Origin of the sequence: Nonomuraea sp. NPDC049419 (assembly GCF_040676995.1) — a bacterium.
GTDB lineage: Bacteria > Actinomycetota > Actinomycetes > Streptosporangiales > Streptosporangiaceae > Nonomuraea > Nonomuraea salmonea.
This window is the reverse complement of sequence record NZ_JBFAQB010000005.1, coordinates 179,195-195,942: the sequence shown is the minus strand read 5'-3', so window position 1 is coordinate 195,942 and position 16,748 is coordinate 179,195. Positions and strand designations below refer to the sequence as shown.

General features: G+C 72.4%; 16 protein-coding genes. 4 read left to right on the top strand and 12 right to left on the bottom strand.

The window, feature by feature from the left end; translation table 11 throughout:
- Positions 1 to 43: 43 nt before the first annotated feature.
- From AB0K12_RS18115 to AB0K12_RS18095, 5 genes are all read right to left on the bottom strand, one after another.
- Positions 44 to 973: a hypothetical protein gene (locus tag AB0K12_RS18115; RefSeq protein ID WP_364561917.1), complete on the bottom strand. Its 930-nt coding sequence runs from the start codon at positions 971 to 973 to the stop codon at positions 44 to 46.
- Between the two features lie 64 nt (positions 974 to 1,037).
- The gene (locus tag AB0K12_RS18110) at positions 1,038 to 1,715 is read right to left on the bottom strand and encodes a DUF998 domain-containing protein (protein WP_364561914.1); all 678 of its coding nucleotides are present in this window, start codon (positions 1,713 to 1,715) and stop codon (positions 1,038 to 1,040) included.
- A 204-nt stretch (positions 1,716 to 1,919) separates the two neighbouring features.
- Complete coding sequence (locus tag AB0K12_RS18105; RefSeq protein WP_364561911.1) at positions 1,920 to 2,246, bottom strand: hypothetical protein; 327 nt, start codon at positions 2,244 to 2,246, stop codon at positions 1,920 to 1,922.
- A gap of 69 nt (positions 2,247 to 2,315) precedes the next feature.
- Positions 2,316 to 2,777, bottom strand: a complete 462-nt coding sequence (locus tag AB0K12_RS18100) for a nucleoside deaminase (RefSeq protein ID WP_364561908.1) — start codon at positions 2,775 to 2,777, stop codon at positions 2,316 to 2,318.
- Positions 2,778 to 2,797: 20 nt separating this feature from the next.
- Positions 2,798 to 3,655, bottom strand: a complete 858-nt coding sequence (locus AB0K12_RS18095) for a DUF4429 domain-containing protein (protein ID WP_364561905.1) — start codon at positions 3,653 to 3,655, stop codon at positions 2,798 to 2,800.
- A gap of 50 nt (positions 3,656 to 3,705) precedes the next feature.
- Here AB0K12_RS18095 and AB0K12_RS18090 point away from each other — a divergent pair, with 50 nt between their 5' ends.
- On the top strand, positions 3,706 to 4,287 hold the full coding sequence (locus AB0K12_RS18090) for an HD domain-containing protein (RefSeq protein ID WP_355426850.1): 582 nt from the start codon (positions 3,706 to 3,708) through the stop codon (positions 4,285 to 4,287).
- A gap of 49 nt (positions 4,288 to 4,336) precedes the next feature.
- Here the strand turns inward: AB0K12_RS18090 and AB0K12_RS18085 are convergent, their stop codons facing one another.
- The 6 genes from AB0K12_RS18085 to AB0K12_RS18060 form a co-directional block, all read right to left on the bottom strand.
- On the bottom strand, positions 4,337 to 5,995 hold the full coding sequence (locus AB0K12_RS18085; protein WP_364561901.1) for a catalase: 1,659 nt from the start codon (positions 5,993 to 5,995) through the stop codon (positions 4,337 to 4,339).
- A 76-nt stretch (positions 5,996 to 6,071) separates the two neighbouring features.
- Positions 6,072 to 6,446 carry a BlaI/MecI/CopY family transcriptional regulator gene (locus tag AB0K12_RS18080; protein WP_355426844.1) on the bottom strand — a complete coding sequence of 125 codons (375 nt, stop codon included), beginning with the start codon at positions 6,444 to 6,446 and terminating at the stop codon, positions 6,072 to 6,074.
- 32 nt (positions 6,447 to 6,478) lie between these two features.
- Positions 6,479 to 7,423, bottom strand: coding sequence for a sugar kinase (locus tag AB0K12_RS18075; protein ID WP_364561899.1), 945 nt, complete (start codon positions 7,421 to 7,423; stop codon positions 6,479 to 6,481).
- Between the two features lie 119 nt (positions 7,424 to 7,542).
- The gene (locus AB0K12_RS18070; RefSeq protein ID WP_364561896.1) at positions 7,543 to 8,733 is read right to left on the bottom strand and encodes a hypothetical protein; all 1,191 of its coding nucleotides are present in this window, start codon (positions 8,731 to 8,733) and stop codon (positions 7,543 to 7,545) included.
- A 30-nt stretch (positions 8,734 to 8,763) separates the two neighbouring features.
- Complete coding sequence (locus AB0K12_RS18065; RefSeq protein ID WP_364561893.1) at positions 8,764 to 9,309, bottom strand: sigma-70 family RNA polymerase sigma factor; 546 nt, start codon at positions 9,307 to 9,309, stop codon at positions 8,764 to 8,766.
- A gap of 52 nt (positions 9,310 to 9,361) precedes the next feature.
- Complete coding sequence (locus AB0K12_RS18060) at positions 9,362 to 12,550, bottom strand: BTAD domain-containing putative transcriptional regulator (RefSeq protein ID WP_364561891.1); 3,189 nt, start codon at positions 12,548 to 12,550, stop codon at positions 9,362 to 9,364.
- Positions 12,551 to 12,699: 149 nt separating this feature from the next.
- On the opposite strand from AB0K12_RS18060, the gene AB0K12_RS18055 reads away from it, so the two are divergent.
- The gene (locus tag AB0K12_RS18055; protein ID WP_364561887.1) at positions 12,700 to 13,764 is read left to right on the top strand and encodes a ThiF family adenylyltransferase; all 1,065 of its coding nucleotides are present in this window, start codon (positions 12,700 to 12,702) and stop codon (positions 13,762 to 13,764) included.
- 145 nt (positions 13,765 to 13,909) lie between these two features.
- Positions 13,910 to 15,118: a hypothetical protein gene (locus AB0K12_RS18050; protein WP_364561884.1), complete on the top strand. Its 1,209-nt coding sequence runs from the start codon at positions 13,910 to 13,912 to the stop codon at positions 15,116 to 15,118.
- On the opposite strand, the gene AB0K12_RS18045 is transcribed toward AB0K12_RS18050, so the two are convergent.
- A complete protein-coding gene (locus AB0K12_RS18045; protein ID WP_364561881.1) occupies positions 15,115 to 15,375 on the bottom strand; it encodes a hypothetical protein in 261 nt (86 codons plus the stop codon). The two genes, AB0K12_RS18050 and AB0K12_RS18045, sit on opposite strands and share 4 nt — an antisense overlap.
- 330 nt (positions 15,376 to 15,705) lie before the next feature.
- Between AB0K12_RS18045 and AB0K12_RS18040 the strand changes: the two genes are divergently transcribed.
- Positions 15,706 to 16,707, top strand: a complete 1,002-nt coding sequence (locus AB0K12_RS18040; RefSeq protein ID WP_364561879.1) for a hydroxyacid dehydrogenase — start codon at positions 15,706 to 15,708, stop codon at positions 16,705 to 16,707.
- Positions 16,708 to 16,748: the final 41 nt, after the last annotated feature.

The window sequence follows — 16,748 nt, the reverse complement described above, 5'->3', positions numbered from 1 at the left end:
CGCACCTTGCCCTGACCGGCCCTGATCACAGCCGGCCCCGCCCCTACAGCCAGCCACGTTCCTTGGCACGCAGGGCCGCCTGGAAGCGGGTGGCCGCATCCAGGCGGGCCATCAGCTCCGCCACGTGCGCGCGGAACTTGCGCACCGACACGCTGATCGACCGGGCGGCGGCCTCGTCGTTGTCGTGCCGGGTCAGCGCGTGCAGGACCTGCTGCTCGATCGGTGACAGCGGCAGGTCATCCAGGTCACGGGCTCGCGCCCACATGCCGTCGAAGACGTCCGCCAGCATCATCACCACGCCCGGCTGCCGGATCTGCAACGCCCCCGCACTCGCCCGTGCGGGGTCGGCCTGGACGAAGGCGATCGTGCGGTTGACGATGGCCAGGTGCCTCACCGGCTCGGTGGTCACCCGGTGCAAGTCGCCCAGGGCGTGCAAGGTCCGCGCGTGCGACTCCTCGTCCCGGTCCTCCAACGTGTCCGCGGGGAACAGGGTGCGACTGCGTAACCCGCGCGCCAGCAGCCGTCGGAACGGCCGGTCGTCGTAGCCGGGCGAGGCGTTGATGGCGCGGATCTTCAGGTGCGCGAACTCGCCGGGGTCGGCGGCCAGCATCGTACGCATGCGACGGGTGACAGCGGCGCCCTCAGAGATGTGCTCGACCAGTTGGACCAGCCGGCCGCTGCGGTGCTCCTCCGTCAGCTCGGTGAGCACGTCCCAGGCGAGGGTCAGCTCAGTGAGCTGGCGCTGTGTCTGCTCGATGCGCCGCCGTATCAGTACGTCGATTGCGGCGGCCGGAGGGAGCGCGGTCAGCGTGCCGTCCACCAGCTCAAGCGAACGCAGCTCCGCCAGCACCAGCCGCACGCCGGGCATGACCAGCTCGGCCCCGGCCGCCTCTGGGTCCGCATGGGGATGGCGCAGCAGGTAGCGATAGAGACGCTCCTGCTCGACGGTCAACCCCAGGCTCGCCATGCTCATCGTCACTCCGGTGGCGGGTGTGGCTGGTCAGGCTGGCAGGTCGGCCAGTGTCGGCGGTTCGTGTTCACCGTTCGGCCGACGGCGCGGTGGCGAGCCGTGCGGTTGTCGCGGTGAGCCACAGCAGGCCCAGCGCCGCCCCCGTGAAGAAGGCCAGCACGCTGGTCGCGGATCCGGCGAAGCCGGCCAGGACCGCCAACGGAACGATCCGGCAGGCCGCCGCCCAGCCGCGTCGGCCCTGGCCCGAGAAGCGGCGGGCCAGCACGAAGAACGCCGCGCACAGCGCCAGGTAGCCGACCATGCCGCCGAGCATGTGGACGATGCCGCTGGTGCTGATTGAGGCGTCGGGGCCTTCAGGGGCATCGGTGGGGAAGCCCGCGCCGGGATCAGCGGGGAAAACCGCGCTGACCAGGAACGAGGTCCCGAACACGGCGATGAGCCTGGGCGCCCAGGTGCCGCCGGGCCCGCCGTCCAGCGTCCGCCGCATCCCGATCGCGCCGGCGATGATCAGCGCTGCGGTGAGTACGAAGCTGGTCTCCTGGATCCAGCCCAGATCACCGAGGCTGAGCTGGCTGATGGCGTTGCGGGTGAAGTCGAAGCCGTCACGGAACACGCCCTGAAGGACGCCGACCGTAAGGAACAGCGGGCCCGCGGCGATGCCGCATCCGAGCAGGAGGCGGGCTGCCGGACGGGTTGTCTGCGCGGGACGGACGGGGGCGGCTGAGGACTGGATCGTGTGCGTCATGAGGGGCTACTTGCTCCATGGATTACGGTCGGGCCGGTCCGGCCGGCTGGTCGAACGAGCAGTAAGCTTGTCTTTTGCAAGTACGGTTTGTCAACTGAAGTTCCATGGAGAAAGTGCAGCAAAAACCCCAGCTCGGCACACTGAGCTGGGGTTTTTGCTGTGGAGATCTCGCCGGTGCGTGCTGTGCTCTCGCCTCTTCGGCCGTCAGGCCGGGCGTTCGTCGACGCCCACTGCGCCGACGCCGCTGGTGAAGATGCCGCCGCAGTAGCCCTGTGACTGGCCCGATGCGCCGGGGGTGAGGCGGACCCATTCGCCGACCACATCGGGGGCGCGGCCGCAGACCACCACGGCGCGGAAGATCCAGGTGCCGCCCGTCGGGTTGGAGCAGGAGGCGATGCCGAGGTCGCGGTCGTTCTCGTGGACGAAGGTGTGGCAGTTGAGGTGGGTGGCCGCGGCGGCCGGTGACGCGGTGAGTCCCGTCGTCAGCAGTGCGAGCGCGCCGGCCGCCGCCATCCACATCCTTCTGGACATTGCCCCTCCTGGACGAACGATCGAACATTACTTTGCGTAGTCGATCGTAAGCGAGGAGTTGCAGTCTGCCTAGCGGTAATAGCCCTCGACAGGGATGCGGGCCTCGTCGTACAGGGCGGGGCCGGAGGCGGGCGGATCGGTGAAGGCGGCGCCCGGGGGCTTGAGGCCGTCGAGCTGCTCGCCCGACAGGGCGTAGACCACCCGGCCGAGGCCCGAGCGGGCGATGGCGCCCGCGCACATGCCGCAGGGCTGGCAGCTGGTGAACATCGTGGTGGCCGCCGCCGTCCCGGGGTCGAGCTCGCGGGCGGCCCAGCGGGCCAGCTTCAGCTCGGGGTGGGCGGTGATGTCGCGGTCGGTGAGCGAGCTGTTGCGCTCTTCGGCCAGGATCGTGCCGTCGGCGGCGGCCAGCAGCGAGCCGAACGGCGGGTTGCCGCCCTCCCGTGCCTCGGCGGCCAGCTCGATCGCGCGGCGCAGCAGGCGCTCCTCGTCAGGTGTCACTATGACCAGCTCCTCATCGGTACGTCGGGTCACAGCAGCCTCTCATGCCACCGCTACGATTCCTGGAGGCGGCGGATCATGGCCTGCTTGGCGGCGGCGAACTCCTCGTCCGTCAGCACGCCCGACTGGTGGAGCCGGCCCAGCTCGGCCAGGCGGCGCAGCACCGCGTCATGGACGTCGTCGTCGGGGGCCGGCGCGGGCGGCAGCTCGGGCAGCTCGCGGGGCAGGCGGGCCAGCACGGCCGCGGCCACCAGCGCGGTGGTGCCGCCGAAGCGCTGCACGCTCCACGCCACGCAGCGCGGGTCCTTCTGCGGCGGCAGGGACGGCCCGCCGCCCTTGACCCGGAAGCGCAGCGTGCCGTAGCCCATGCCGGACTGCGGCTTCCACTCCACGGCCGCCACGTCGCTCAGCGGGAAGTCCTGCGTGCCCATCTTCTCCTTGTCGGTGCTCGCCCAGCCGGTCCATTCGAGGCGGATGCGCTCGCCGTCGAAGAACACCTGGCCGTCGCCGGCCGTGGCGGTGATGGGGACGTCGGGGACGCGCAGGAGGTAGGCGTCGCACGGGCCGCTGGGCGTCTCGAAGACCCGCAGGGTGTCGCGGACCTCGTCGGCGAAGTATTCGGCCGCGCCGGCCCGCGCCTTGGGCACGGCCAGCCGGTACGGATCGGCCGGCGCCGCCAGCGCCCCCGCCACCACGTCGGACAGCGCGTCGGCCCCCTTGCGCAGCCGCAGCCGGAGGTGGCCGCCCTTGCGTCCGGGCTCGAACGCCGCCCCCGCGATGGCCTCCAGCGGCACCTCGACCTCACCGAGCGTCCTGCGCAGCTCATCGACGCGTTTGTCGCTGCCGGGGACGATCCGCAGTAATTCACCATTGAACGTCCACTGCCCGTCGGGCACCGCGATCTCGGCCATATTCTCAGCCTAGGACACGCTCGCGGCACGATCACAGACGAAGGAGCGGGATGGAGATCTTCACGAGCTGGCCGTCCTGGGCGCACGCGGAGGGCCCGCTGGCCGCGGCGCTCCCGGAGCGCACCGTGGACGCCCTGCGTGACGCGGTCGCCTTCGCCCGGCGCCGGCACGGGGTGCAGCAGCGGCCCACGGGACGGCCGTACCTCGAGCATCTGCTGGAGGCGCTGGAGGTGGCGGTGCGCGGCGCGGGGCTGAGCGACAGGGACGTGCTGGTGTCGATCGTGCTGCACGACGTCCTGGAGGACACGGCCTGCACCGAGGCGGAGGTGGCGCGCAGGTTCGGGCCCGAGGTGGGGGCGCTGGTGCGGTGGGTGACGAAGCCGCCGGGCGGCGCGAAGGCGGACCATCTCGCCTCGCTGGTGAAGGCGCCGCCCAAGGCCGTGCTGGTCAAGCTGGCCGACCGGGTGAGCAACGTGCAGGAGTTGCAGCGGATGCCGTGGCGGTTCCAGCGGCGCTACTACCTCGAGACGGTGGCGTACGTCATGCCGCTGGCGGGGGCGCATCCGTGGTTCGCGCAGTGGTTCGGCGACTGGCGCGGGCGGTGGCGGCGGGTGGAGCGCTGGCCGGCCTGACGCGCGGGAAGCGGGCCCCCACGTCGAGGGCCCGCTCGCACCTGGTGAGCTACGATTCCGCGTGCACCGCCCGTTCGTCGGGCACGCAGTGGGTCATCTTCAGGTTCTCGACGTCGCGGGGGCCGTTCCTGCCCAGCTTGGCGAGCCGGTTGCGGTCCTCGTCGGTGAGGTCCTGGCTCTGCAGCGGCTCCAGGTGGGCCACGTCGTCCGGCGTGATGCCGAGGCCCTCGCCGACGCGCAGGCCGAGGTCGTCCTCGGCGAGCAGGAAGTGCCAGACCATGCGCTCCTGGATGGCGCGGTCGCACTGTTTGAGGTTGGTGACGAAGTTGCGGACGAGGTCGTCGCGCTCCCACTCCTCCATGAGCAGATACCGCTGCCCGGCCTGCGTGTAGTCGTTGGTGCGCGGGATGCGCTTGCGGGTCAGCCGGCCGGAGATGACCGGGCCCACCTCGTCGGGGTGCGGATAGTGCGCCTCGCGCAGCCCGTCGCGCAGTGACGGCTCGTAGTTGATGTGCGGGTCCTCGCCGCCGGTGTCCACGAAATACGTCATCTGGCCGTCGCGCTGGTTGGTCCGGCACTCGGCCCTGGTCTGGTTGACCGGCAGCTGCAGGTAGTTCGGCCCGACCCGGTAGCGCTGGGTGTCGCTGTAGGAGAACGTCCGGCCGATGAGCATCTTGTCGTCGGAGAAGTCGAGGCCGTCCACCAGCACGCCGGTGCCGAACGCGGACTGCTCGTTCTCGGCGAACTGGTTGTCCACGTTGCGGTTCAGCACCATGCGGCCGACCGGCAGTGCGGGGAACTCGTTCTCCGGCCAGACCTTCGTGTCGTCGAGCGGGTCGAAGTCCAGCTCGGAATGCTCGTCGTCGGTCATGATCTGCACGAGCAGCTCCCACTCGGGGAACTCGCCGCGCTCGATCGCGTCGTGCAGGTCCTTGGTGGCGTGGCCGAGGTCGTGCGCCTGGACGGCGGCGGCGTCGGCCTCGGTCATGCTGCGTACGCCCTGCTTGGGCATCCAGTGGTACTTGACCAGCCGCGACTCGCCCTGCGCGTTGACCCACTTGTAGGTGTTCACCCCGAAGCCCTGCATGTGCCGGTAGTCGGCCGGGATGCCGCGCGGGCTGAACAGGTTGACCAGCATGTGCAGGCTCTCCGGCGTCTGCGACATGAAGTCGAAGATCCGGTTCGGGTCCTGGCGGAACGTCACGGGATCCGGCTTGAGCGCGTGGATCACGTCGGGGAACTTGATGGCGTCCCTGATGAAGAAGACGGCCAGGTTGTTGCCCACGAGGTCCCAGTTGCCGTCCTCGGTGTAGAACTTGACGGCGAAGCCGCGCGGGTCGCGGGCCGTCTCGGCCGAGTCGCGGCCGCCGATCACCGTGGAGAAGCGCACGGCCACGTCGGTGCGCTTGCCCTCTTCCTGGAAGAGCTTGGCCCTGGTGTAGCGGGCGATGGGTTCGTCGCCGAGCTTGCCGTACGACTCGAAGTAGCCGTAGCTGAGCGTGCCCCTGGCGTGCACGACGCGTTCGGGGATGCGTTCGCGGTCGAAATGGCTGATCTTCTCCAGGAACTGGTAGTTCTCCAGCGTCGCCGGGCCGCGCGGGCCGACCGTCCGCTGGTTCTGGTTGTCGTAGACCGGGTGCCCCTGCCGGTTGGTGAGGATGGGGCGCTGGTCTTCCGGCTGTGAGCCTTGGCCCGAAACGTCGGTCATCGTGCCGTTTCCTTCCCCGTTGCGTAGTCCTGTCCGCCTGCCCGCGAGGCAGGGACGAAAACAGGGGGAGGATCGGCTAGGCGCGGCGGCTGCCGGGCGGCACGACCTGGAGCGCCGTCTCCAGCGCGGTCGCCTCCTCGGGAGTGAGCCGTTCGAGGAAGTGGACCAGCGTGGCGGCCTGGTTGCCGCTGGCCGCCAGCGCGTGGCGCATCAGCTCGGCGGTGTAGGCCTCTTTGGTGGCGATGGGCTCGTACACGTAGGCCCGCCCGACCGGCTCGCGCCGCAGCAGGCCCTTGGTGTGCAGCTTGTCCATCACGGTCATGACCGTGGTGTAGGCGATCTCGCGCTCCTTGCGGAGGTCTTCGAGCACGTCGCGGACGGAGGCGGGCCTGCGGTAGGCCCACATCCTGTCCATGATCGTGGACTCGAGGTCTCCCAGGGGGCGTCTCATGCCCCACATGCTAAGGCTTGGTCACCTACGCACTAACGACTCACACCGTCGGCCGGCTTGCGGAGCAGGTCGAGGTCGGACCGGCGGGGCAGGCTCTCCCAGTCGCCCTGCGAGGTGACCGCGAACGCCCCCGCCGCGCACGCCGTGGCCAGCCGCTCGGCGGGCTTGGCCCCGGCCAGCCAGTCGGCCAGCCAGCCCGCCGCGAACGCGTCGCCCGCGCCGACCGAGTCGACCTCGGTCACCTGGTACGGCTCCGCCCGCAGCACCGCCCCGCCGGACAGCTCCATGGCCCCTTCGGCGCCGAACTTGATCAGCACGTGCTTCGGCCCCCGGCCCGCCAGCTCGGCGGCCAGCTCGTCGGCGCCCTCGACGTCGGCGATCAACCGGCCCTCCGCCTCGGTGGCGAACAGCACGTCCACCTCGCCGATCACCTCGCGCAGCCACGCCCCGGCCTCCTCGGGGCTCCACAGCGCCCGCCGGTAGTTGACGTCCAGCGAGATCGGCACCCCGGCGTCCCTGGCGACGGCCATGGCGTGGCGTACGGCCTCGCGCGCCGACGCCGACAGCGCGGGCGTGATCGCGGAGACGTGCAGGATCCTGGCCGACCTGATGAGGGCGGGGTCGAGGTCGCCGGCGCGCAGCCGCGAGCCCGCGCTGTCCCTGCGGTAGTAGCGCACGTCGATGAGGTCGGCGGTGCGCCTGCCCTTGATCATCAGTCCGGTGGGCGCGTCGGGGTCGGGGATCGCCCGCACGTCGACGCCCTCGCCGGCGAGCGTGAACCTGATCAGGTCGCCGAACTCGTCGGCGCCCACCCGGCCCACCCACGTGGCCGCGTGACCGAGCCGGGACACGCCGATCGCGACGTTCGACTCCGCGCCGCCCAGGCCGAGGTCGAAGTCGCGGGCGAAGCGCAGCGGCCCCGTGCGGCGCGCCGCGAACAGCGCCATGGTCTCACCGAAGGTCACCAGCTCAGTCATCGGATCGTGCTCCCCAGCCCTTCCTCGAACCAGCGCCGGGCGCCGGCGCGCCCCCCACCCTAGCGGGGCGCGCCGGCCCGGCCCTGAGGGGTCAGCACTGAAGGGTCAGCACTGAGGGGTCAGCCCTGGGGGCGTTCCCCGAGTTCGTCGGTCCAGCCGGACTCCTCGAAGGTCACCTTCGTGGTGTCCTCGCCCTGCTGCGCCACCGAGTACTCCAGCAGCTCCGCCGTGTCCTCATCCACGACCAGCCGGAACTCGTAGCCGTCGTCGCTGTCCACCTCCAGGCCGACGCCCTCGCGGCCGGCGGCGTCCTCGACCTCGCCGGCCGAGCGGATGCCCGGCTGGTCGGCGAGGATGCGGAAGATCGCGGCGCGGGTGCCGGGGGTGGTGGGGGCGGTCATCAGGTCGACGGTGGTCTGCCACAGGTAGAGGTCGAACTCCTTGCCGTCCTCGGGCAGCCGCTTGAACTGCGCCTTCAGCCGGGCGGCCAGCGCCTTCTTCGACCGGGGCAGGTCGCCGACGTTCTGCATGGTGATGTCCATGTTCTCGATGGACAGCGGCCTGGGCAGGGTGTCGTCGACGTTCTCAGGGCGGTCTTGCAAGAGCTTGGGCGAGCCCTCCTTGCGCCAGGCGGCCTCGTCCTGCGGCGTGGGGAAGACGACCTCGCGGTCGGTGCGCCTCGTGCGGTGGGTGCCGCCCGCCTTCTTGGGCCGCCAGCGCTCCTCGGACTCGACGACGTACGCCTTGAACGGGGGGCCGCCGGGGTAGACGCGATCGCGCAGGTCCGCCAGTTTCTTGTTGTACTTCTCGTTGATCGCGATCAGCTCGTCGTCCTCGGCGCCGGTCCTGTCGATCTCGGCCTTCTCCTGGCGCTGGAGCTTGCTCACCCCGTCCCAGAACTCCTTGGGCCAGTAGCCGGTGGGGGAGGTCGTGCGCTGGCGGACGTACCAGTAGGCGCCGGACGTGGGCCGCTCGCGCAGCGCGGTGTCGGCGGCGGCGAGCAGAAAGGCGCGGGCGTCGACCTTGGTGGCCGGCGACGCCCCCGGGTCGCCGGACGGGACCTGCCGGGCGGCCGGCGTGCTGGCGGGCGGGGCGGCCGGGGGCGGGGCGACGATGAGCACGCCGGTGGCGACGACGGCGGCGCCCGCGGCGATCGCGCCGGCCGTCAGCAGGAATACGGGACGGCGGGCCGGGCGCCGGTCGTCGGCGAACGCGCGGGCCAGGTCTGCGCCGCGGCGCCGCTCGTAACTGTCCTCGGCGAGTTCGTCAAGCTTGTCGGGCTTGAGCCGGGCGAACGTACGATCGGTCATGTTCTCCCCCTATGAATGGTCTTGCGCACGTCAGCTCTCCTCGGCAAATCGACCGCGCGGCGGTCGTGCCGGTGACCGGGCGGCCTGGCGGCTGAGGCTGCCGCTGAGCCGCTTGCGCGCCCGGTGCAGCCGGACGTTGAACGTCCGCGCCGAGCAGCCCATGACGGTCGCGGCCTGGTCGGGCGTCAGGCCGTACCAGGTGGCCAGGATCATCGCCTCCACGTCCTTCTCCGGAAGGGCGCGCAGGGCGGAGACGGCCTGCTCCCGGTCCACCACGTGCTCGGCGACGTCCCAGGCGAGGTGCTCGTGCTCACTGGTCAGCGCGGCGATCCGCTCGACCAGGTCCTGCCGCCGGTGCCGTACCTGACGTTGCTTGGCGAGTTTGTTGCGGGCGACGCCTAGCAGCCAGGGCAGCGCCTGCTCGGGCAGCTCGTCGAGCCGCCGCCAGGCCACGAGGAACGTCTCGCTGCACACGTCCTCCGCCACGGCCTGCTCGACGCGGAGCAGCACGTAGCCCAGCACGTTCCGGTAGTACCGGTCGTACAGCGCGGTGAATCGCTCTTTGGGATCGTCCACACCCAGTAGTCCCGGCGGCGGTCTCTCGATTACCACGGGAGGCGGAAATTTCTCAGTGACCGGCGAGGAGCGCCGCGGTCCCCTGTTGTTCCGGCACGCCGATGCCGGTGAACAGCGCGTGGGCCCGGGCCCAGAGGCGGGCCGCCCGGCCGTCGTCGCCCGCCCTGCTGCGGGCGTGCCCGAGCGTGGTCAGGGCGCGGGCGTGCTGCAGCGGCTGGCCCGACCTGCGGGCGTGCCGCAGCGCCCGCTCGCACTCACGTACGCACGACTCGGTGTCGCCGGACGCGAGGTGGCCGGCGGCGCGCAGGAGGTGCGCGCGGGGCAGGTCGAGCGGGTTGGCGGTGCGCGCCAGCTCCAGCGCGTGGCCCGCGTCCAGCATGGCGTCGGCGTGCCTGCCCTGGCGCAGCCGGACCTCCGCGCGTTCCAGCAGCACCTGGTCGAGGTCGGTGCCGGTGTCCTCGGCGAGCTCGGCCGCCGTGCCGAGATGCGCCAGCGCGGCCTCCAGCCGGCCGAGCCCGGTCTCGGCGGCGGCGGTGCCGGCGAGCGAGGCGATCTGGCAGCGCCGGTTCTCGACCTCCTGCGCGAGGCCGAGCGCGCGGGCGAAGGCGTCGATCGCGCGGACGTGGTCGCCGGCGTCGCGGTGCACCCAGCCGTACGTCTCGTACGTGACCGCCTCGGCGTAGAGCAGGCCCGCCCCCTGGGCCAGGGCCAGTGCCTCGTCCAGGTGGCCGAGCGCGTCGGCGAACCTGGCCTGCCGCTGCCGGACGAGCGCCAGGTTGACCAGCGTCAGCGTACGCAGATGCGTGTCCTCGGGCTCGCCCGTGAGCGCGAGGCAGGCCAGCAGCGACTCCTCCGCCTGGTCGAGGTGGGCGAGCTTGAGGTGGGCCGAGGCCAGGTTGTTGAGCACCCGAGCCTCGCCGCGTACCAGGCCGAGCGAACGGTTGATCTCCGCGGCCCGCCGGTAGAGCGGGATGGCCCGGCGCGGCTCGCCGAGCTGCTTGCGCGCCACGCCGAGGGCCTGCAGCACCGCCGCCTCCTGCTGCGGCCAGCCCGAGCGGCGGCACAGCTCCTGCGCGCGCCCGAGGTAGCCGAGCGCGCCCTTGAGGTCGGCGACGAGCAGGCGGGCCCGGCCGATCGAGTGGCACATCGCCGCCTGACCGCGCAGGTCGCCGGCGCGTTCCGCGGCGGCGAGCGCGGTCTCGGCCAGGCGCAGCCACTCCACGCGGCTGCGCCGGTACTGCAGCAGCACGTCGGTCAGCGCCTCGACCAGCAGCCACGCGTACGGCGGCGTGCCGGAGGCGATCACCCCGGCCAGGTTGTCCCATTCGAGGTCCAGCCAGGCGAGCGCCTCTTTCCGCCCGGTGAAGGCCACGGGTTCGCCTGACGTCTCGGGCACCTCGAAGCCGGCCGCCGTGAGCGCGCCCGCGGCCGTGCGCAGGTAGTGGTCGCACAGGCGCCGGAGAGCGGCCTCCCGGTCGGCGGCGGAGTCCTCGGTGCGGCCGAGCTGGGCCGCGTACTCCCACACCAGGTCGTGCGCGGCGAAGCGGTCGGGGCCGACCTCCTCGATGAGGTGGATGCGCGCCGCCATGCCGAGCAGCATCGCCGCCTGCTCAGGCGTGGTGCCCGCCAGCGCGGCGACCGCCGCGGCCGACACGCCGGCCCCCTGCGCCAGGCCGAGCAGGCGGAACACCCGCTGCGCCGGCGCGGGCAGCGCCCGGTACGACAGGTCGAGCGCCGCCCGCACCGCCACGCTCTCGTCGCCCTCCACTCGCAGGCGCACCAGCCGCCCCCGGTCGGCGAGCTCGCGCACGTAGTCGCCGATCCTGCGGTGCTCGTGGTCGCCGATCCAGGACATGGCGATGGACAGCGCGAGCGGCAGGCGGCCGCAGAGTGCCACCAGCTCCCGCGACGCCTCCGACTCGCGCGACAGCCGCTCCTCGCCGACGCCCGCCGAGATCAGCCGCAGCGCCTCGTCCTGCTCCAGCACGCCGAGCGTGACGCGTTCGACGCCGTCCAGGGCGACCAGGCCGCCCAGCCGGTTCCTGCTGGTGATGACGACGCGGCAGCCGGGGTCGCCGGGCAGCAGCGGGCGTACCTGGTCGGGCTCTGCGACGTCGTCCAGCACCAGCAGCACGCGCCGGCCCGCGAGCAGCGAGCGGTAGAGCGCGACCTGCGCGTCCAGCTCGACGGGGATGTCCTTGGCCGCCTGGCCCAGTCCCTGCAGCAGCAGCGGCAGCGCCTCGGCGGGCGGCATCGGCGCGCGCCGGTCGAAGCCCCGCAGGTCGAGGAAGAGCTGCCCGTCGGGGAACCGGTCGGCCCGCCGATGTGCCCACCGCAGCGCCAGCGCCGTCTTGCCGACGCCCGCCGGCCCGGCCACGAGCGTCACCCGGCCGTCGTCCATGCGCCGCAGCTCCGCCTCGCGGCCGACGAAGTGGCCGGTGACGGGCGGGAGCTGGCGGGGGACCGGCGCGGCGGGCTCGTCCGCCGGCTCTCTGGGCGGCTCTCTGGGCGGCTCGGCCTCGGCGGTCTCGGCCAGCAGGCGCTGGTGCAGCGACTGCAGGTCCTTTCCCGGTTCCACGCCGAGCTCGCGGACGAGCCGGTCGCGGAACTCCCGGTAGAGGCGCAGCGCCTCGGGCAGCCGCCCGTCGCGGTGCAGCGCCAGCATGAGCAGCCCGTACGGCCGCTCCCGCAGCGGCTGCTCGGCCACCAGCCTGGTCAGCCCGGCCACGACCGCCTGATGGCGCCTCAGCTCCAGCTGGGCCTGCGCGCGGCCCTCGATCGCCTGGATGCGCAGCTCGTCGAGCCGGTGCCGCTCCGCCTCCGCGACGGGCCCGCGCAGATCCGGGTACGGATCGCCGCGCCACAGCTCGAGCGCCCTGTCGTATGCGGCGACGGCCTCCTCGGGCTCCGCGCCGCCCGCCTGCCCGACCAGGGCGCCGAACGCGTCGGCGTCCACCTCGACGGCACCCTCGGGGATCAGGTAGCCGGGACTCCTGGTGACGATCGCCTCGCCGAGCGCCCTGCGCAGCTCCGTGACCAGCGCCCGCACCCGGGGCGCCGCCGACGGCGGCGGGTCAGCGCCCCAGAGCCGCTCGGCCAGCCGCTCCACCGAGACCACGCACCCGGCGTCGAGCAGCAGGGCGGCGAGCAACGCGCGCTGCCTGCCGGTCAGGCGCACCGCCTCGCCGTCCACGACGGCCTCCAGGGGACCGAGGAGGAGGACGCGGACAGCCTTACGCACAACCGCAGACGCTAGTGCAGTGCCCATCGAGGGATCAATCGGACCCACCGCCGTTCGTTGCGGGATCCATGCGGCGTCCATACAGCCTCCATGCGGCCGGCTGTCAAAGTCTGTCCAGCACTCCCGTCAGATTGGGCGCTGTAGAACCGATGAGGCCGCGACTGAAGACCCTCGCCCGTGAGCGCGTCGGGCACGAGCTCAGGCTCGTGTACGACCCCCGCGACCGGCTGGTCCTCACCGACCCTGAGGGGACGGTGGAGAAGCTGCTCGACCTCCTGGAGGAGGGCGGCAGGACCGTCGGGGAACTCGCCGCCGAGCTGTCCCTGCCGGTCTCCGACGTCTCCGCCGCCGTCAAGGCCCTTGACGCGGAGCGGCTGCTGGAGGACGGCGACCACCTCGGCCTGCTCAACAAGGAAGACGCCGAGCGCCACTTCAGCAACCTGGCCTTCTTCGAGTCGTTCGGCACCCTGGACCGCAGCCGCGAGGACGTGCTGCGCCGGCTGCGCGAGTCGCACGTGCTGGTGCTCGGCACCGGCGGCCTGAACTCCAACACCATCCCCCACCTCGCCGGGCTCGGCGTCGGCAAGATGACCCTGCTCGACCGCGACACCGTGGACCCGCGCAACTTCGCCCGCCAGTACCTCTACCGCTGGGACGACGTCGGCGCGCGCAAGGTGGAACGCGCCGCCGACTGGGTCCGCGCGTTCGACCCCTCCATCGAGGTCGAGACCGTCGACATGGGCGTGGAGAGCCCCGAGCAGCTCGACGAGCTCGTCGGCCGCACCCGCCCCGACGTGGTGGCCTCCGGCATCGACCGGCCGACCCAGATCGACCTGTGGGTGAACGCGGCCTGCGTGCGGCACGGGGTGCCGTTCGTGCGGGGCGGCATGTGGGTCACCTCGGGGACCGTGTGGTCCGTCCAGCCGGGCGTCAGCGCCTGCCGGGCCTGCGTGCCGCCGAGCGCCGACCCCGACACGCCCGACCTCGCCGCGATCCGCCTCTACCGGGACGGGCCCCGCCCGAACCGCGGCATCGGGCCTGTCGCCGGGCTGCTCGGCGCGTACGGGGCGTTCGAGGTCCTGCGCTACCTCACCGGTTTCGAGCCGCCGGCCTACGCGGGCCGGCCGCTCATCATCGACTTCGCGGGCGGGTGCGCCACCAGCCGCACCGAATGGACCCGCGATCCCGGCTGTGAAGTGTGCGGAGGGAGGTGACCCATGAAGATCGAGATCGTGCGCATCGAGAACACCCGTCTGACCGTCGACGCGGACCCGGGTTCCGACAGCTGAAGTATCGGGGCCGCGCCTCTCTCCGGTGTGCGGCGCGGCCCCCACTCACGTTCTGAGGTGGTGAAGACCGATGACCGCGGCCACGGACGCCGGCCTGCGCGAGCGAGCCGCGCGGCTGACCGTCACCTTCGACGGCGAGGCCTGGGTGCTGGGCCGGCCGGACCTGGGGGTGTTCGTCGCGGTGCCGGAGCCAGGTGCGATCTTCATCACCACCCTGCAGGAGACGGGCTCGGTCACCGAGGCCACCGAGCGGGCGAGCGAGAAGGCCGGCGAGCCGGTCGACGGCGGCGACTTCATCGAGGGGCTCACCGCAGCGGGCCTCCTCGACCAGGCCGCCGCCCAGGACGACGACACCTCGGAACGCGGCCGCCGGATCAGGTGGATCGAGGGCATCAGCCCCCGGGCCGCCGCCCGCCTGTTCGGGCGTACCGGCTGGTCGGTGTACGCGGCGGCGCTGCTCTTCGCGCTCGCCGTGCTCGTGGCCCGCCCCGACCTTCGGCCCTCATGGCAGGACGCGTGGTTCCTGCCCAGCGTGGGCCTGTCCGTGCTCGGCTGGCTCGTGCTGGGGATCGCGTTCGGCGCGCTGCACGAGGCGTGGCACTGGCTCGCCGGGCGGGCCGTCGGGGTGCCCGCCACGTTCCGCGTCAGCTACCGGGGCATGTACATCGTCTACGAGACCGACCTGACCCAGATCGTCGCGGTGCCGCGTGACCGCCGGCACGGCGTCTATCTGGCCGGGATGGCCGTCGAGGTCGTGGTCGTCGCCGTCGCGCTGGGCCTGCGGATGATCGTCCCGCCCGGTCTGCTGGACGACCTGCTCGCCGCCGTCATCCTGTTCAGGGTCGTCGCCATCGTATGGCAGTGGGCCGCGCTGCCGCTGCGCAGCGACTCGTACGCGCTGCTCGCCAACGCGCTGCGCTGCCACAACCTCTACCGGACGACCTGGCTGACCGTGAAGAACCGGATCTTCCGCCTCACCGAGGCGGAGGCCGCCGAGCTCGCCGCGTCAGGGGCGCGCGACCGCGACATGGCCCGCTGGTTCGCGCTCCTGTACGTGGCGGGCATGGCGGTCATGGTCTGGCTCTTCCTCACCGTCATGCTGCCCCTCATGGTGTCGCTGGCCCAGTGGGGCGTGGAGCGGCTGCTGTCCGGGCAGATCGGGTCGGCCGCGTTCTGGGAGGCGATCGCGGTCACCGCGTACGTGGTGCTGCGGATCGGCCTGCCTCCGCTGCTCGCCTTCCGCGAACGGCGGCTCCGCCGCGCCGGCGCACTCCTTTAGCTCCTGGAGGGTCTGTCCGAGACCTCGATCGCGTGCTCGTCGCCCGGCGCCAGGAACGCCAGCAGGCGGCGGCCCTCCGCCGCCACTTCGGCCGGGTCCCCGACCGGCTGCCACTCCCTGGCCCGCATGGCCAGGCAGTCGCGGGCCGGGACCAGGTGCTCGACGACGTCGATGACGGAGTCGCCGGTGCGGCGCAGCAGGTGCTGCCTGGCGAGCGTGGCCCGGTTGAGCGCCCGCCGGGTGACGAGGGGATGCATGGTGACAAGGGAGGGGCTATTGCGGCCGGTCCCGGGCCGCAATAGCCCCAGCGACGCCGGCGAAGCCGCCGGCATGTGGTCTCCTCACGCCCGATGGTACGCGTTTGTGCGTCATTCTTGAGAAACTCGTGCCACTCCGTTGGGGCCGGCGGTCCCCGGGAGGTGAGGGGCATTCGTCCACGTTGGACGCTATGAACGCCCCGGGCGGAAAGCATCGGGGAACACCCTGGGGATGACGGCCTGAGCCACCTTCGCTGATGACCCCGGACGAACCGTCGCGATCGCCCTCGTTATGATCAAGAGCGACCGCAGCAGATCGGGGGAGCACGAATGACGGATTCCCGGCCGAAGACCCTGCTCGCGATGGGCGCCGACACCGCCGCCCGGCTCATCACCGGCCCCGTGCGCGACCGGCTGATCGCCGTCGCCGACATCGACCCCGGCCTGGTCGCCACCGACTTCGCCGACCCCGCCGTGGCCCCCGCGCTGGCCGAGGCCGAGGTGCTGCTCACGAGCTGGTGGTGCCCGCCGATCACCGCCGAGGTGCTGAACGCGGCGCCCAGGCTGCGCGCGATCGTGCACGCCGCCGGGTCCGTCAAGCACCACGTCACCGAGGCGTGCTGGGAGCGCGGGCTGCTGGTGTCGTCCGCGGCGGCGGCCAACGCGGAGCCGGTCGCCGAGTACACGCTGGCCGCGATCCTGTTCGCGGGCAAGCGGGTGCTCGACAGCGCCAGGCTCTACCGGGAGCGGCAGGAGCGGCCCGACCTCGACGCGATGTTCCCCGGGTTCGGCAACTACCGGCGCACGGTGGGCGTCGTGGGGGCGTCCAGGATCGGGCGGCGGGTGATCGAGCTGCTGCGGCCGTTCGCGCTTGACGTGCTGGTCGCGGACCCGTACCTGAGCGAGGACCTCGGCGTCGCGCACGTCGGGTTCGACGAGCTGTTCGAGCGCTCCGACGTGGTCACCGTGCACGCGCCCGACCTGCCCGAGACCCGCCACCTCGTCAGCGCGGCCCGCCTGGCGAGCATGCGCGACGGCGCCACGCTCATCAACACCGCGAGGGGCGCGCTCGTCGACCAGGACGCGCTCATCGCCGAGCTGACCTCCGGCCGCCTGTACGCCGTGCTCGACGTCACAGACCCCGACCCGCTGCCGCCCGGCTCACCCCTGTACGACCTGCCGAACGTGCTGCTCACCCCGCACGTCGCCGGCTCGCTCGGCGGCGAGCTGGCCCGCATCGCCGACCTGGCCGTGGACGAGGTCGCGAGGTACGCGCGCGGGCTGCCGTTCGCGCACGGCGTGGCCGCCGAGGAGCTCGCGACCAGCGCCTGATGTGGGGGCCTGATGACGGCGACGGGGGCTCGGCCCTAATC

Coding starts and splice junctions, on each gene's coding strand:
- AB0K12_RS18110 (WP_364561914.1), bottom strand. CDS start 1,715: ATGACGCACACGATCCAGTCCTCAGCCGCCCCCGTCCGTCCCGCGCAG.
- AB0K12_RS18040 (WP_364561879.1), top strand. CDS start 15,706: ATGACGGATTCCCGGCCGAAGACCCTGCTCGCGATGGGCGCCGACACC.
- AB0K12_RS18090 (WP_355426850.1), top strand. CDS start 3,706: ATGGAGATCTTCACGAGCTGGCCGTCCTGGGCGCACGCGGAGGGCCCG.
- AB0K12_RS18115 (WP_364561917.1), bottom strand. CDS start 973: ATGAGCATGGCGAGCCTGGGGTTGACCGTCGAGCAGGAGCGTCTCTAT.
- AB0K12_RS18105 (WP_364561911.1), bottom strand. CDS start 2,246: ATGTCCAGAAGGATGTGGATGGCGGCGGCCGGCGCGCTCGCACTGCTG.
- AB0K12_RS18070 (WP_364561896.1), bottom strand. CDS start 8,733: ATGACCGATCGTACGTTCGCCCGGCTCAAGCCCGACAAGCTTGACGAA.
- AB0K12_RS18095 (WP_364561905.1), bottom strand. CDS start 3,655: ATGGCCGAGATCGCGGTGCCCGACGGGCAGTGGACGTTCAATGGTGAA.
- AB0K12_RS18050 (WP_364561884.1), top strand. CDS start 13,910: ATGACCGCGGCCACGGACGCCGGCCTGCGCGAGCGAGCCGCGCGGCTG.
- AB0K12_RS18075 (WP_364561899.1), bottom strand. CDS start 7,423: ATGACTGAGCTGGTGACCTTCGGTGAGACCATGGCGCTGTTCGCGGCG.
- AB0K12_RS18080 (WP_355426844.1), bottom strand. CDS start 6,446: ATGAGACGCCCCCTGGGAGACCTCGAGTCCACGATCATGGACAGGATG.
- AB0K12_RS18085 (WP_364561901.1), bottom strand. CDS start 5,995: ATGACCGACGTTTCGGGCCAAGGCTCACAGCCGGAAGACCAGCGCCCC.
- AB0K12_RS18045 (WP_364561881.1), bottom strand. CDS start 15,375: ATGCATCCCCTCGTCACCCGGCGGGCGCTCAACCGGGCCACGCTCGCC.
- AB0K12_RS18055 (WP_364561887.1), top strand. CDS start 12,700: ATGAGGCCGCGACTGAAGACCCTCGCCCGTGAGCGCGTCGGGCACGAG.